13 protein-coding genes and 2 tRNA genes are annotated in these 14,297 nt (G+C 72.3%); 11 read left to right on the forward strand and 4 right to left on the reverse strand.

Annotated features, from left to right (window positions below; genetic code table 11):
- Positions 1–103 precede the first annotated feature (103 nt).
- Positions 104–727 carry a response regulator transcription factor gene (locus ACH9D2_RS13995; protein ID WP_396363415.1) on the reverse strand — a complete coding sequence of 208 codons (624 nt, stop codon included), beginning with the start codon at positions 725–727 and terminating at the stop codon, positions 104–106.
- A gap of 239 nt (positions 728–966) precedes the next feature.
- Here ACH9D2_RS13995 and ACH9D2_RS14000 point away from each other — a divergent pair, with 239 nt between their 5' ends.
- The 3 genes from ACH9D2_RS14000 (at position 967) to ACH9D2_RS14010 (ending at position 4,364) form a co-directional block, all read left to right on the forward strand.
- On the forward strand, positions 967–2,253 hold the full coding sequence (locus tag ACH9D2_RS14000; protein WP_396363416.1) for a COG1470 family protein: 1,287 nt from the start codon (positions 967–969) through the stop codon (positions 2,251–2,253).
- A 154-nt stretch (positions 2,254–2,407) separates the two neighbouring features.
- On the forward strand, positions 2,408–3,994 hold the full coding sequence (locus ACH9D2_RS14005) for a COG1470 family protein (protein WP_396363417.1): 1,587 nt from the start codon (positions 2,408–2,410) through the stop codon (positions 3,992–3,994).
- Between the two features lie 52 nt (positions 3,995–4,046).
- Positions 4,047–4,364: a PAAR domain-containing protein gene (locus ACH9D2_RS14010; protein WP_396363419.1), complete on the forward strand. Its 318-nt coding sequence runs from the start codon at positions 4,047–4,049 to the stop codon at positions 4,362–4,364.
- 45 nt (positions 4,365–4,409) lie between these two features.
- On the opposite strand, the gene ACH9D2_RS14015 is transcribed toward ACH9D2_RS14010, so the two are convergent.
- Both ACH9D2_RS14015 and tadA read right to left on the reverse strand, forming a co-directional pair.
- Positions 4,410–4,499: transfer RNA gene (locus ACH9D2_RS14015), tRNA-Ser, on the reverse strand.
- A gap of 29 nt (positions 4,500–4,528) precedes the next feature.
- Entirely contained in the window at positions 4,529–5,074 is a 546-nt protein-coding gene (tadA, locus tag ACH9D2_RS14020) for a tRNA adenosine(34) deaminase TadA (protein ID WP_396363446.1), read from the reverse strand.
- An 88-nt stretch (positions 5,075–5,162) separates the two neighbouring features.
- On the opposite strand from tadA, the gene upp reads away from it, so the two are divergent.
- The 5 genes from upp (at position 5,163) to ACH9D2_RS14045 (ending at position 10,004) form a co-directional block, all read left to right on the forward strand.
- The gene (gene upp, locus ACH9D2_RS14025; protein WP_396363420.1) at positions 5,163–5,798 is read left to right on the forward strand and encodes a uracil phosphoribosyltransferase; all 636 of its coding nucleotides are present in this window, start codon (positions 5,163–5,165) and stop codon (positions 5,796–5,798) included.
- A gap of 509 nt (positions 5,799–6,307) precedes the next feature.
- The gene (locus ACH9D2_RS14030; RefSeq protein ID WP_396363421.1) at positions 6,308–7,132 is read left to right on the forward strand and encodes a winged helix-turn-helix domain-containing protein; all 825 of its coding nucleotides are present in this window, start codon (positions 6,308–6,310) and stop codon (positions 7,130–7,132) included.
- Between the two features lie 94 nt (positions 7,133–7,226).
- On the forward strand, positions 7,227–7,766 hold the full coding sequence (locus ACH9D2_RS14035; protein WP_396363422.1) for a SixA phosphatase family protein: 540 nt from the start codon (positions 7,227–7,229) through the stop codon (positions 7,764–7,766).
- 60 nt (positions 7,767–7,826) lie between these two features.
- Positions 7,827–8,813, forward strand: a complete 987-nt coding sequence (locus tag ACH9D2_RS14040) for an aldo/keto reductase (RefSeq protein WP_396363423.1) — start codon at positions 7,827–7,829, stop codon at positions 8,811–8,813.
- Positions 8,814–8,825: 12 nt separating this feature from the next.
- The gene (locus ACH9D2_RS14045) at positions 8,826–10,004 is read left to right on the forward strand and encodes an FAD-dependent oxidoreductase (RefSeq protein ID WP_396363424.1); all 1,179 of its coding nucleotides are present in this window, start codon (positions 8,826–8,828) and stop codon (positions 10,002–10,004) included.
- Between the two features lie 100 nt (positions 10,005–10,104).
- Here the strand turns inward: ACH9D2_RS14045 and ACH9D2_RS14050 are convergent.
- Positions 10,105–10,177, reverse strand: a tRNA-Arg gene (locus ACH9D2_RS14050).
- Between the two features lie 300 nt (positions 10,178–10,477).
- Here ACH9D2_RS14050 and ACH9D2_RS14055 point away from each other — a divergent pair.
- The 3 genes from ACH9D2_RS14055 to ACH9D2_RS14065 all read left to right on the forward strand — a co-directional run bounded on the left by ACH9D2_RS14055 (position 10,478) and on the right by ACH9D2_RS14065 (position 14,250).
- Positions 10,478–12,343 (forward strand): phosphoenolpyruvate carboxykinase (GTP), encoded by a 1,866-nt coding sequence (locus ACH9D2_RS14055; protein ID WP_396363425.1) that lies wholly within the window; start codon positions 10,478–10,480, stop codon positions 12,341–12,343.
- 172 nt (positions 12,344–12,515) lie between these two features.
- Positions 12,516–13,004, forward strand: a complete 489-nt coding sequence (locus tag ACH9D2_RS14060) for an RrF2 family transcriptional regulator (RefSeq protein ID WP_396363426.1) — start codon at positions 12,516–12,518, stop codon at positions 13,002–13,004.
- A 58-nt stretch (positions 13,005–13,062) separates the two neighbouring features.
- Positions 13,063–14,250, forward strand: a complete 1,188-nt coding sequence (locus ACH9D2_RS14065; protein ID WP_396363427.1) for a globin domain-containing protein — start codon at positions 13,063–13,065, stop codon at positions 14,248–14,250.
- Positions 14,251–14,297: the final 47 nt, after the last annotated feature.

Consider the following 14,297-nt stretch of genomic DNA (forward strand, 5'->3'; position numbering starts at 1 on the left):
GGCCCTCCTCACCATGGGATCCACTGTGGCGGCGGCACCGGGCCGCGGGGGACCGGTGCCGGGCCGTCGTCGGGGAAGCCGTCGTTGCCCTTCCGGGCACCCCTCAGATCAGTCCCTCCCGCAGGGCGTAGGCGACGGCGTGGGAGCGGTTGCGCAGCTGGAGGCGCGTGGTCACGTCGTGCACCACGTTCTTCACGGTCCGTTCCGAGTACGCGAGCCGGCGGGCGATCTCCGCGGTGTCCAGGCCGTCGGCCAGCAGCCGCAGCACGTCCACCTCCCGCGGCGCGAGACCGGTGAACATGATGCCGCGGGGGCCCAGGACGTGGCGCTGCAGCCGCCCCACCTGCTCCAGCAGCCGTCCCAGCAGGTCCGGGGGGACGCTGCCCTCCCCGGAGGCCGCCGCGGTGATGACGGTGACGAGCCGGTCGGGGGTGGCCTCGCACCGCCGGGCGATGCCCACCACACCGGTCTCCACGATCTTCACGAGGTCTCCCTCCTCCAGGCGCCCGGCCACGAGCACCGAGCGCGCGGTCCCCTGCCGCTGCACCACCCGCAGCAGCTTCAGCGCCTCGTCGTCCACGGAGTCGGCCACCACCACGACGACGGCGGCCCGGTCCGCGTCCTGGGCTCCCACGACACGGACCTCCGGGCGAGGGCGCAGCTCGCTCACCACGCCGGCCGCCGAGATCGGGTCCCACGCGTGGACGTGAACGGTGATCGGTTCCATGACAGCTCCTCGATCCGGCGCCCGGCGGTCCGCGGCGCTCCTCCATCCGATGCTTCGGCATGAATGTAGATCGGGCCGCTCACCGTGCGCTCAACAAGGACTCAACGGGCAGGGGGAATGCCCCGAAGGACGGCCGATCGCCGTGCCGGCGGGGTCACGGACGGTCATAATCTCGAGGCGCAGGGGATCGCGCGGCGGTGCCGCCGCTCCCGCGGCGCGTGCATCCCCGAGGAGGAGCCATGAGTCCGTCGGCGACGCTGGAGACGTCCGGGACGGTCCTCGAGGCGGGAGGCGCGGCGTCCGTGCCGCTGACCGTGCGCAACGACCGGAACGTCGTCGACGAGTACCGGTTCCGGGTGGTGGGGCCGCTGGCCCGGTGGACCACGGTCGAGCCCGGGGTGGTCTCGGTGTACCCCGGCGACTCCGCCACGGTCACGGTCCTGTTCCGCCCGCCGAGGTCCTGGGAGGTGCGGGCCGGGAACGCCCCTTACGGGGTGCAGGTCATGCCCACCCAGCACCCGCAGGACTCCGTGGTGGCGGAGGACGTTGTGGACGTCCAGGCCTTCTGGGAGACCTCCGCCGAGCTGGTGCCCCGCACCTCCGAGGGCCGCGGGGGCGGCAGGCACCGGGTGGCCGTGGACAACCGCGGCAACACCCCGGTCACCGTGCAGCTCGTGCCCAACGACCCCGAGGAGCGGCTGCACATGGTGCTCGGCGCGCCCACGCTGACGGTCCAGCCGGGAACGGTGCAGTCCGCGGACCTCCGGGTGCGCCCACGGCACAGGATCTGGCGCGGCACGCAGACAGCCCACCCCTTCACCGTCGAGCTGCGTCCGGACGGCGGGCCCGGGACCATGCTGACCGGCACGCACCGACAGGACCCGATCCTGCCCGGATGGTCTCCGAAGATCGTGAAGTGGCTGGTTGTGCTCGGGGTCGTCGCGCTGCTGGTGCTCGGGGCGTTCGTCGTCACGGGAGCGCTCCGGGACCTGGTCGCCCGGATCACGCCGTGCATCCAGGGGGCCGTCGTCGGCCGGTTCGAGGCGTGCCAACGACTCGTGGGAGCCGACCCGCCGCAGGAGCAGGGCGGCGCCGGACAGGACCAGGACGGCACCGGACAGGACCAGGGCGGTGGCGACCAGGGCGGTGGAGGGGAGGAGGGCGAACTCGAGGAGATCTCCCTGGAGCTCACGGTCGACGCGGAGCCCGGGGAGTTCGGCCAGGACGTGCGCGAGGTCGAGCAGGACGGGACCGTCTTCACCAGCGTGGTCCTGCGCACCTCGTCCGGAGACGAAGGCGTGTTCCTCCTCAGCATCAGGGGCACCCCGATCACAGAGCCGCTCTCCATCAGCCTGATCCAGGACGGCGAACAGGAGTTCTCGCTCGGACAGCAGGGGATAGCGACGAACGCCGGCCAGGAGATCCAGCTGGATCTGCGCTGCGACAGCGCCGACGACGAGCTGCTGTCGCTGACGGACTCCTGCGAGGTGACCGCGGAGCTCCAGGGCGTCGCCCCTCAGGGCTGACGACTCCTGCACCGCAGGCCTTCTTGCTCGTCGGGGCACCCGGGAATGCCCCGAAGGGCAGACGGGATGCCTGCAAACCCGGCCCTGCGCCGAGCCTTGCACCCGACCGCCCCGCCGTACGCTCGTCACGAGCACGCCGCTCTGGGAGGACCTGATGGACACGACGGCCGACCTGGAACCGCCCCGCACCACTCTCGACGCCGGCCAGGAGAGCAGGGTCACCCTGTCGGTGCGCAACGACTCGGAGATCGTCGAGGACTACACCTTCCAGGTGGTCGGGGACCTGGCGGAGTGGTCCTCCGTGGAACCGACGCACGTCTCCGTGTACCCGGGGCAGACGTCCACCGCCGTGGTCACCCTCCGCCCCCCGCGGACCTCCGCCGTGTCCGCGGGCGAGCACCCGTACGGGGTGCACGTCCGGCCTGCCAAGCGGCCCGAGAATGCCGCGGTGCCCGAAGGCGTCGTGGAGCTGCTGCCCTTCTACGAGACCGTCGCGGAGCTGTCCCCGCAGTCCACGAAGAGCAGGAGGGGCGGGACGTACCAGGTGGCCGTGGACAACCGCGGAAACGCCCCCGTGGCCGTGGCACTCGCCGCCAAGAGCGCATCCGACGGCCTGGACCTCGCCCTGAGCGAGTCGAGCCTGGCCATGGAACCGGGCACCACGTGGTCCTCCGAGGTCCGTGCGGAGCCCGTGAAGCGGCTCTGGCGGGGTGCCCCCGTCGCGTACCCGTTCACGGTCGTGGTCACACCGGAGGAGGGACCGGAGCTCCCCCTCGCCGGGACGCAGTACCAGGATCCCGTCCTGCCGGGGTGGTCCCTCAAAGCGCTGGTCGCGGCGGTCGTCCTGGGCCTTCTGGTCGTCCTCGGGCTTCTCCTGCGACCCACTGCCGGCACCCTGTGGGCGAGACTGGTGGACCCGCCGTCCGAAGTTCCCAGCGTCACGACCACGGCACCGGCCGAAGGGAACGGTGGGGGCGCGGCCGGGGAGGCCGGTGGGGGCGCGGCCGGGGAGGCAGGGGAGGCCGGTGGGGGCGCGGCCGGGGAGGTAGGTGAGGCCGGTGAGGCCGTGGAGACCGGTGGGGGCGCGGCCGGGGAGGCGGGTGAGGCCGGTGAGGGTGAGGCTGGAGAGACCGGTGCCGGTGGGGGCGCGAGCCCGATACCGTCTCCAGAGACGACGGAACCGCCGACGACGGAACCGCCACTTCCCGTCCCGGTCTTCCCGCAACCGGCCTCGTTCTCGAGTGCGCCAGGAGCTCTCTCGGACGTGTTCGGTCCATGGCCCGGAGAACAGGCGACCGGGTCGTTCACCGTCACCGGCCTGACCCTGGGCGTGACCACAGGGGACGCGGGCATGTTCAATCTGGTGGTTCTCGATCCCAACGGAGAGATCGTCTTCTGGCTGCAACAACCGCTCGCGGAGATGGACCCGGGCGTGAGCCTGGTGACAGAGGGCGCGGAGGGACAGCAGGACGTCGGAGAGAGCGGGGCGGAGGTCCTCCAGCAGGATCCGGCTCTGCAGGACGCCGTCGAGCGGATGGCAGGTGACGGCGGCGCCGCTGCACCCGAGGCGGAGCCGCTGCCGGTTCCTACCTCCGCACCCGCACCGCCGTTCACCGTGCAACCGGATCAGAAGATGCTGTTGTCCGTGAAGTGCGAGACGGCCGGCAACCCGGTGACGGGACTCTGCTACGAATCCGTGACCATCTACGGCGAGCACGAGGAGGCGGGAGCCGGCGAATAACAGTCATACACACTGGATCTCCAGGCACACCATCGGATCCCAGGAAGCTCTCATGCCCACAGGACCAGCTCTGCGCGCGGGGGACAGCTCCCTGTGCCCGCTCACCGACGGGCCGAAGCCGCACGTCGGTGGGCCGATCACCCCCGTGGCGGCCGTCATGAACGTGCTGATCGGCGGCATGCCGGCCGCGGTGGCGAACGGCCTGCCCGGGGGCATCGTCTGCGTCTCGCCGGCACCGAACGGCATCGCGATGGGCAGCATGACGGTGCTCATCGGAGGATTCCCCGCGGCGCGGCTGGGGGACCTGACGCTGCACGGGGCTCCGATCGCACCGGGTCCGGGAATGCCGACCGTCATCATCGGAGGCTGACAGGGGGAAGGCCCCGGGTCCCTCAGGACCCGGGGCCTTCCCGACTGGCGGTGACGGAGGGATTTGAACCCTCGTTGGCTTTAACACCAAACATCATTTCGAGTGATGCACCTTCGGCCGCTCGGACACGTCACCAGCTCGCAGTACTGTACCGGGTGGCGTGCTCAACCGCCAAAACCCGCGGGGCCGGCGGGCCCGGCGGCGGGCGGCCCGGCGTCGTCGTCCCCGCCGCGCCGGTGCTCCGCGAAGAAGTCGAGGAGCAGCCGGGAGCACTCCTCCTGCAGCACGCCGCCCGTCACCTCCACCCAGTGGTTGAGCCGCCGCTCCCGCAGCACGTCGAAGACGGAGCCGGCCGCCCCGGCCTTGTCGTCCCACGCGCCCAGCACCACCCGGGGCACGCGGGCCAGGACTATCCCGCCCGCGCACATCGCGCAGGGCTCGAGGGTCACCACGAGCGTGCAGCCGTCCAGCCGCCAGGAGCCCAGGGTGCGGGCGGCGTCGCGCAGGGCAAGGATCTCGGCGTGGGCCGTGGGGTCGCCGTCGGCCTCCCGGCGGTTGCGGCCCCGTCCGACCACCGTTCCGTCCGGGCCGACGACGACGGCGCCGATCGGCACGTCCGCCGTCCCGAGCGCGGCCCGGGCCTCGGCGAGGGCCAGCCGCATCCACTCCTCCGCCCGGGCCTCGGAGCGGGTTCTCGGGGGCAGTGCCATGCAGGTCTCCTCCTGGGCGGGTCGCCTGGGCAGGCGGGGCCCGGCGAGGGGGCGGGGCGCCCCGGTGGCCCGGTGGTAATTTTGGTCCATGCGAGTGACCGTTCTCGACCACCCATTGGTGGCACACAAACTGACCGTGCTCCGGGACAAGAACACCACGTCCCCGGTGTTCCGCCTGCTCGTCGAGGAACTCGTGACGCTGCTCGCGTACGAGGCCACCCGGGGGGTCCGCGTGGAACCGGTGGAGATCGACACGCCGGTCACGCGCACCACCGGCGTGGGGCTGTCGAAGCCCCGGCCGCTGGTCGTGCCGATCCTCCGTGCCGGCCTGGGCATGCTCGAGGGCATGACCCGCCTGGTCCCCACGGCCGAGGTGGGCTTCCTGGGCATGGCCCGCAACGAGGACACGCTCGACATCATCACCTACGCCGAGCGGCTGCCCGACGACCTCACCGGACGCCAGGTCTTCGTCCTCGACCCGATGCTGGCCACCGGAGGGACCCTGCGGGAGGCGATCAAGTTCCTCTACCGCCGCGGGGCGGAGCAGATCACGTGCGTGTGCCTCCTGGCCGCCCCCGAGGGCCTGGCCGCCCTCGAGGAGGAGCTGGGGGACTCCGAGGTCAACATCGTCCTGGCCGCGAGGGACGAACGGCTCGACGAGAACTCCTACATCGTCCCGGGCCTCGGGGACGCCGGGGACCGGCTCTACGGCGTGGTCGACTGACCCCTGCTCCCGAGAATCCGCAGACCGTGCGCAAGAAAGGCCCGCCGACCGCGTCGGCGGGCCTTTGCCGTCCCCTCTCCGCAGATGACCACATGGTGAGATGGAATGTCCGCCGGTGGAGGCGTCTTGACAAGAGGAGTGCAAACTGCTTCGCGCGCCGGGGGTCGCGGAAACCCGCACAGATGTCTGATATTCCGGGGGAGACGTGGAAAGGGGCAGTTCGAGCGCCTGGTGAAGGGGGTTCATTTTGGCGAAGAACATGGACGTCAGTCGTTCTAATCTCACATCGTGAGATAGCGTCGAGAATATTACTTGCGGGATCGGGAGGGCTGGTGGACCATGAGAGCAACGCCACTTTCAGGGATTTTTCAGCTTCGCGGGGCCCTCCCCGGTCACCACGGAGCCGGGGATCCGGGAGCTGAATGCGGTGGGGCCGTTTAAAAAGGGGCGGATCGACTCAGGTGGACGGAACGTCGTCCGCCGCACCACGGAAAGACGAGGGGCACCAGATGCCAAGCACACCGGGATACGTGCACATCTCCCAGCGCAACCGCACGAGCGAGGCTCGTGCTGTCCGCGGTCCGGCCGCGGCTCCTGAGCGAGGGCAGACGGCCCCCGCCGACTACCGCAGCCTTCGGAACACGCTCGGCCCCATGCCGGCCGCCCCGGGAGAGCCGCCGCTCCCCACCCGTCTGCAGCGGGACACGGCGCCGCGTCCGCCGGCCCAGGAGAACGAGGCACGCGGATTCGTGATCTACGTGGGCCTCAACGAGGAAACCGCGGCGGCCAGCGGCACCTCGCTGGTCAAGATGGTCCAGAGCATCCGGGCCTACGCCCAGCAGCTGGTCCCGCAGGCCGACTCCTATGCCGCCGTGGCGCTGGCTCCTGCCGACACCGCCGGCACCGACCTCGAGGTCGTCCGCAACGCCCTCGGCGATCCCACCTCGGGAGCTGTGCGGCCCACGGCGCCCGCCGCGCCCGCGCCCGCGCCCGAGACGAAGACCAGCCAGTCCACCGGGGTGCTCATCGACCTCTCCCGCCGGGAGGTCTTCCTCGACGGCGGTCTCCTGAACCTCACGTTCAAGGAGTTCGAGCTGCTGAACTACCTCGTGGAGAACGGCAGCCGGACCGTCGGCCGACACGAGCTCCTGCACAGCCTGTGGCGCGACTCCGAGGAGGTGCCCAACGAGCGGACCATCGACGTGCACATCCGGCGCCTGCGCTCCAAGCTCGGCCGGCTCGCGAACACCGTGCGCACCGTCCGCGGCCAGGGCTACCGCTTCTACGAGCACCCCGAGGTCGTCGTGTGGGCGGCCCCCGAGTACTCGATCTGATCCGCAGCCGACCCGCGCCGGCCCCGGTTGCCTTCCGCGACGCGGAGGCGCCGGGGCCGCTCCGTGGCCGGCGGGGGCGTGGCATCATGAACCGATGACCCGCCACGACCGGAAGAAGCTCGTCCTCATGCGCCACGCGGAGGCGGAGCACCCGTGGGGCGTGGCAGACCACGACCGTCCCCTGGACCGGAACGGGGCGGCGGACGCCGCCGCCGCCGGACGCTGGCTGCTGGCCGGCGGGCACGTGCCGGACATGATCCTGTGCTCGAGCGCCCTGCGCGCCCGCCAGACCTGCACGTGGGTGTGCAGCGAGCTCGGCGACCTCGCGCCGACCGCCCGGCTCGACGAGTCCCTCTACGCGGCCCAGGACAGCCGGATCATCGCGGTGGTCAACCACGTGCCCGAGACCGTGGAGTCCCTGCTGCTCATCGGTCACCTGCCGGGTCTTCGCGACGCCGCCCTCCGCCTGGCCACACCGGACTCCGACTACGACGCCGTCATGGCCCTCGCCGACGGCTGCCCCACCTCGGGCCTGGCGGTCCTCGAGGTCCCCGGCTCCTGGGCCGGACTGGACGGCGCCGACGCCCGCCTGGTGGACTTCGCGGTGCCGCGCCCGTCCGCCGGGGGCCGCTGACCGGCGGGGCCCCGGCCGCCCGGCGCTCGCGGGGCAGCCCGACCGACGAAGGAGCAATGGATGCGACAGATCGAATTCACCCCGTCCGGGGAGCGCGTGGGCGCGATCGGGTTCGGGGCCATGGGCCTGAGCTGGGTCTACGACCGGCACGGGCTGACCGAGCGGCGCAAGCACGAGGTGCTCGGGCTCGCGGTGGACCTCGGCATGAACGTGGTGGACACCGCGGTGCTCTACGGTGGGGGAGCGAACGAGGAGCTCGTCGGTGCCGCCCTCGGCGGGCGCCGGGACGAGGTGTTCCTCTGCTCCAAGACCGGGCTGCGCGCCGCTTCCCTCGAGCCGCCCCGGACGGAGCGCTGCGGGCGACCGGACGAGGTGCGCCGTTCGGTCGAGGACAGCCTCCGCCGGCTGCGCACCGACGTGGTGGACCTGTACTACCTGCACCGCGTGGATCCCGACGTGCCCCTCGAGGAGACGTGGGGCGCGATGAGCGAGCTCGTCACCGCGGGCAAGGTGCGCCACGTGGGGCTCTCCGAGGTCAGCACGGAGCAGGCCGACCGGGCGCACGCGATCCACCCGGTCGCGGCCGTGCAATCGGAGTACTCCCTGTGGACCCGCAACCCCGACGGGTCGGGGCCCACCTCCGACGGCGACCCCTCCGGGGACGTCATCGGGTGGTGCGCCGAGCACGGGGCGGTGTTCGTCCCCTTCTCCCCGCTGGGCCGCGGCTACCTCACCGGCGCCCTCGCGGGCCGCGAGTTCTCCGACTCCGACTTCCGCTCGCGCAACCCCCGGTTCACGCCGGAGGCCATGTCCGCCAACGAGGGCGCCGTGCTCACACCCCTCCGCGAGGTCGCCCGCCGGCACGGGACCTCTCTTGCCGCGGTCGCGATCGCCTGGACCACGGTGCGGGGCGAGCACGTGCTGCCCATCCCCGGAACCACCGACCCCGGCCACCTGCGGGAGGACGCGGCGGCCGCGGAGCTGCGCCTGACGGCCGAGGACCTCGACCTGCTGGACGGCGTCGTCGCCGTCGGCGACCGGTACTGAGCGGCGCGGGCCGTGCGTGCGGTCGTGTGCGGGGCGGGCATCGCGGGACTCGCCCTGGCCGGATGCCTGGGCCGGCGGGGCTGGGACGTCGTGGTCCTGGAGCGGGCACCGCGCCCGCGGGAGCAGGGCTACATGATGGACTTCTTCGGCCCCGGCTGGGACGCCGCCGAGGAGATGGGCGTGCTGCCCGCGGTCCTGGAGCTCGGCTACACGGTGGACCGGCTCAGCTACGTGGACGACCGTGGCCGCGACCGGGCCGGGCTGCCGTTCGCCCGGTTCTCCCGGGCCCTCGACGGGCACCTCGTCAGCGTGATGCGCCCCGACCTCGAACGGGTGCTGCGCGAGCACGCCCGGGGCGTCGCCGAGCTCCGCTTCGGGCAGCACGTCGTCGGGGTCCGGCGGCGACCCGGCGGGGCGGGCGCGGTGCTCGACGACGGCACGGTGCTCGACGCGGACCTGGTCGTCGGCTCCGACGGGGTGCACTCGGCCGTGCGGCGCTCGGCGTTCGGGCCCGAGGAGCGCTTCCGCCGCTGGATGGGCCTGCACACGGCGGCGTACGTGTTCGAGGACCCGGAGGCCCGTCGGCAGGTCGGCAACCGCTTCTGCCTCACGGACAGCGTCGACCGGGCCATGGGCTTCTACGGGCTGCGCGACGGTCGCGTGGCCGCCTTCGCCGTGCACCGGACCACTGGGCCGTCCCTGCCGGCCGATCCCCGCGAGGCCCTGCGTCTCGTCCACGGCTCGCTCGGCTGGATCGTGCCCCGCGCCCTGGCGGCCTGCCCCGGCGCGGACCGGCTCTACTACGACCAGGTGGCGCAGGTCGAGGTGCCGCGGTGGAGCCGCGGCCGGGTCGTGCTGCTCGGGGACTCTGGCCAGGCGGTGTCCCTGCTGGGCGGCCAGGGTGCCTCGCTGGGGCTCGCCGGGGCGTGGCTGCTCGCCGAGCGGCTCGTCCGTGCGGCCTCGGTCGAGGAGGGGCTGGCGGGGTGGGAGCGGGTCTGGCGGCCGGTCGTGGCCGAGAAGCAGCGCGTCGCCCGCAGCGGGGCGCAGTGGTTCCTGCCGTCCTCCCGCGCGCGCCGCCGGGCGCGGCACCTGGCGCTGCGCCTGGCCGCCCTGCCCGGGCTCGACGCCGTGGTGACCCGGGGTCTCGTGGGGCGTGCCGGGGGCGACGTCCGGGCGCTGGCCGCGGCCTGAGCCGTCCGCCGCACGGGCCGGGGAAGTCCCGGGGACGCGGGGCCGGGCACGAGAAAGCCCCTCACCGGCGTCTCCGCTGGTGAGGGGCTCCTCGGTGGGGTGCGCCCGAAGGGATTCGAACCCCCAACCTTCTGATCCGTAGTCAGATGCTCTATCCGTTGAGCTACAGGCGCATCGGCGTCCCGGCGTCACCGCCGTTCAAGCCGGGTACAACTCTACATGTGGCCTCCGGCTGCGCAAAATCCGCCGGCGCCCCGCTCGGCACCCGGCACGGCGGGCCGCGGCGCGCGTAACCCTTCTGGGGCGGGGCGGGGACGGGGCGATAGGATGGGGCCACATCACAGTAGCGACCGGCCGCCCACCTCCACGCCGCTCACTGTGGGCCCGATGACACCGGGTCGAGTGTTCGACGACGAGCACCACCACGAGAGCCCCGGGCGGTCGGCGGACGGCCTCAACGAGGAGACATGTCAATGGCTGACAACCCCACTGCAACGACGGAGACCACCGGGCTGAACGAGGCTGTGAAGGGCGCCCTGGACAGCGCGCCCACCACCCACGCGCACCTCCTCTCGTGGGTGCGGGAGATGGCGGAGCTGACCCAGCCCGACCGCATCCACTGGGTCGACGGCTCGGAGGCCGAGTGGAAGCGGCTCACCGACGAGCTCGTGGACGCCGGCACCTTCGTCCGCCTGGACGGGGACAAGTTCCCCAACTCCTTCGCCGCGTTCTCCGACCCGGACGACGTCGCCCGGGTCGAGGAGCGGACCTTCATCTGCACCAAGACCGAGAGGGGCGCGGGTCCCACCAACAACTGGGAGGACCCGGCGGTGATGAAGGGCACCCTGCGCCAGAAGTTCCGCGGCGCCATGCGCGGGCGCACGATGTACGTCATCCCCTTCGTCATGGGCCACCTGGAGGCCTCCCGGCCCAGCTACGGCGTGGAGATCACCGACTCCGCCTACGTGGTGTGCTCCATGCGCATCATGGCGACCATCGGCACCCCCGTGCTGGAGAAGATGACCGAGCAGAACGGCTTCTTCGTCGAGTGCATGCACTCCCTGGGCGCCCCGCTGGCCCCGGGCGAGGAGGACGTGCCCTGGCCCTGCAATCCCGCCAAGTACATCGTCCACTTCCCCGAGGACCGTGCCATCTGGTCCTTCGGCTCCGGCTACGGGGGCAACGCCCTGCTCGGCAAGAAGTGCTACGCCCTGCGCATCGCCTCCGCCATCGCCCACGACGAGGGATGGCTGGCCGAGCACATGCTCATCCTCAAGATCACGAACCCCGAGGGAAGGAGCCGGTTCATCTCCGCGGCCTTCCCCTCCGCCTGCGGCAAGACCAACTTCGCGATGATCGAGCCCACCCTCGACGGCTGGAAGGCCGAGATGGTCGGCGACGACATCGCCTGGATCCGCTTCGGGAAGGACGGGCAGGCCCGGGTGACCAACCCGGAGGCCGGTCTGTTCGGCGTGGCACCGGGCACGGGCTGGCCCACCAACCCCAACGCCATGCGGGCCATCGCCCAGGGCAACACGATCTTCACCAACGTGGCGCTCACCGACGACGGCGGCGTCTGGTGGGAGGGCATGACGGACGAGACGCCGGAGCACCTGACGGACTGGAAGGGCCGCGACTGGACTCCGGAGGCCGGCCGTCCCGCCGCGCACCCGAACTCGCGCTTCTGCACCCCCATCAAGCAGGCCGACATCCTCGCCCCCGAGTACGACGACCCCGAGGGCGTGCCGCTGTCCGCGATCGTCTTCGGCGGACGCCGCAAGACCACGGTCCCGCTCGTGTCCCAGTCCTTCGGCTGGGAGCACGGGGTCTTCCAGGGCGCCACGCTGTCCTCGGAGACCACGGCCGCCGCGAAGGGCGCCGTCGGCGTCGTCCGCCGCGATCCCATGGCCATGCTCCCGTTCATCGGCTACAACGCCAACGACTACCTCGAGCACTGGGTCGAGGTCGGCGAGCGCATCGGCCAGGACGAGATGCCGAAGGTCTTCTACGTCAACTGGTTCCGCCGCACTTCGAGCGGGGGCTTCGCCTGGCCGGGCTTCGGCGAGAACTCCCGCGTGGTCAAGTGGATCTTCGACCGGCTCGAGGGCACGGCCGGGGGCCGGGAGACCCCGATCGGCACCGTGCCCAGCAAGGAGGACCTCGACCTCACGGGCCTGGACGTCTCCGACGACGAGCTCGAGGCCGCCCTCAAGGTCGACGTCGAGGAGTGGAAGGCCGAGCTGCCCAGCATCGACGAGTGGTTCCACCGGCTCGGCCACGTGCCCGAGCCCATCCTCGAGCAGCGCGCCGGCCTGGAGGACCGCCTGAACCAGGCGTGATCCCCGCCCCGGGACGCCGCGTCCCGGGGCCGGCGGCGGACGAGGGGTCTCCCGTGGGGAGGCCCCTCGTCCGTGTCCGGGGGCCACGTGGGACAATGGGGGTGCTCCCGCGGACGGCCGGGACGCGCGAGGTCTCGGAAGGAGCCGCCATGAGCGAGTGGAGGACCCGGCCGTGCGGCTGACTGCCTTCTCGGACATCGCCCTGCGCGTCCTGCTGCTGACGGGAGCCGTCCCCGAGGGGGAGAAGCTCACCACGCGCGCCATCGCCGAGGGCGTGGGCGCTCCCTACCACCACGTGACCAAGACCGTGGGCCGGCTGAGCGGGCTCGGTCTGCTCGCCTCGAGCCGCGGCCGCACCGGCGGGGTGTCGATCACCCCGGCGGGCCTGGACGCCACCGTGGGGTCGCTCCTGCGCGAGCTGGAGGCCGGCTCCGCGATGGTCGAGTGCGAGTCGGCCGGCGGGGACTGCCCCCTGGACCACGGCTGCCGGCTGCGGCGCGCCCTCGCGGACGCGCGGGAGGCCTTCTACGGCGCCCTCGACGACGTGCGCGTGCGAGACCTCCTGAGCGAGCAGCAGGTCGGCCCCGTGCTGGTGTCCATCGGGCTGCGCCCGCCCGGTCCGCCGGGCAGCGGAGCAGCGCCCGGAGCGCCGATTACTTAATACAGTATTTTAGATGCTAGTTTGGCGATGTCATCCACCGGCTCCCCAGGAGGCAACCGTGCTGTCCGACCAGTCCCGTCCCGTCATCGAGCAGACCATCGGCGTCGTCGCCGAGCGCATCCCGTTCATCACCCCCGAGTTCTACCGGTCCATGTTCGAGGCGCGCCCCGATCTGCTGGACGGCATGTTCAGCCGCTCCAACCAGAAGAACGGCACCCAGGCGCAGGCCCTCGCGGGCTCCATCGCGATGTTCGCCTCCTGGCTGCTGTCCCACCCCGAGGGCTACCCGGACGAGCTGCTCTCCCGCGTGGCGCACAAGCACACGTCCCTGGGCGTGCTGCCCGAGCACTACCCGATCGTCCACGAGCACCTGTTCGGCGCGATCGCCCGGGACCTCGGCGACGCCGCGACGCCCGAGGTCGTGGCCGCCTGGGACGAGGTGTACTGGCTGATGGCCGACGCCCTGATCAAGATCGAGGAGGGCCTCTACGCGGGGCAGGCCAACGCGGTGGTGTTCGCGCCGTTCCGGGTCGCGGCCAAGGAGCTGACCGGGACCACCACCACGGCGATCACCTTCGAGCCCGCCGACGACACCCCGATGACCCCCGCGGTGGCCGGCCAGTACGTGACCGTCCAGGTCCGGATGCCCGACGGCGTGGATCAGCCGCGGCAGTTCACGCTGGTGCCGGGGCCCGAGGGCACCCGTCGCATCGCCGTCCGCCTCGACGAGCGCGGCGAGGTCACCCCGGTGCTCTCCCACGACGTGCAGGTGGGCGACGTCCTGCGGGTCTCCAACCCCTACGGCGACGTGGTGCTCCCGGAGGGGGACGGGCCCCTCGTGCTGGCCTCCGCCGGCATCGGGGTCACGCCCATGCTCGCGTTCCTGGACCGGCTCGTCCGCCAGGAGTCGCAGCGCCAGGTCCTCGTCCTGCACGCCGACCGCTCGGCCGCGACCTGGCCGCTGCGCGAGCTGCACGAGATGCTGGTCGGCGAGCTGCCCCACGCCCGCCTGGAGACCTGGATGGAGACCCCGGGCGAGGGCGACCACCACGGGTTCATGGACCTCGACGCCGTGCGGGTGCCGGCCGACGCCCAGGTGGTGCTGTGCGGCCCGCTGCCCTTCATGAAGGCCGTCCGCTCCGCCGTGGTCGCCCAGGGCGTCCCGGGCCGCAACGTGGCCTACGAGATCCTGGGCCCGGACCAGTGGATGCTCCACGACGAGGCGCGCGAGACCGCCGCGGTCTGAGGCGCCCGCAGAGCACGGGGCCCCGCCGGGCAGCTCGTCCGGCGGGG

The organism is Kocuria rhizosphaericola, assembly GCF_044462205.1.
GTDB lineage: Bacteria > Actinomycetota > Actinomycetes > Actinomycetales > Micrococcaceae > Kocuria > Kocuria rhizosphaericola.

What these genes read in the sequence shown, in the direction of transcription:
- ACH9D2_RS14000 (WP_396363416.1), top strand. Translation starts at nt 967, where the DNA reads ATGAGTCCGTCGGCGACGCTGGAGACGTCCGGGACGGTCCTCGAGGCG.
- ACH9D2_RS13995 (WP_396363415.1), bottom strand. Translation starts at nt 727, where the DNA reads ATGGAACCGATCACCGTTCACGTCCACGCGTGGGACCCGATCTCGGCG.
- ACH9D2_RS14055 (WP_396363425.1), top strand. Translation starts at nt 10,478, where the DNA reads ATGGCTGACAACCCCACTGCAACGACGGAGACCACCGGGCTGAACGAG.
- ACH9D2_RS14035 (WP_396363422.1), top strand. Translation starts at nt 7,227, where the DNA reads ATGACCCGCCACGACCGGAAGAAGCTCGTCCTCATGCGCCACGCGGAG.
- ACH9D2_RS14010 (WP_396363419.1), top strand. Translation starts at nt 4,047, where the DNA reads ATGCCCACAGGACCAGCTCTGCGCGCGGGGGACAGCTCCCTGTGCCCG.
- tadA (WP_396363446.1), bottom strand. Translation starts at nt 5,074, where the DNA reads ATGGCACTGCCCCCGAGAACCCGCTCCGAGGCCCGGGCGGAGGAGTGG.
- ACH9D2_RS14040 (WP_396363423.1), top strand. Translation starts at nt 7,827, where the DNA reads ATGCGACAGATCGAATTCACCCCGTCCGGGGAGCGCGTGGGCGCGATC.
- ACH9D2_RS14030 (WP_396363421.1), top strand. Translation starts at nt 6,308, where the DNA reads ATGCCAAGCACACCGGGATACGTGCACATCTCCCAGCGCAACCGCACG.
- ACH9D2_RS14005 (WP_396363417.1), top strand. Translation starts at nt 2,408, where the DNA reads ATGGACACGACGGCCGACCTGGAACCGCCCCGCACCACTCTCGACGCC.
- upp (WP_396363420.1), top strand. Translation starts at nt 5,163, where the DNA reads ATGCGAGTGACCGTTCTCGACCACCCATTGGTGGCACACAAACTGACC.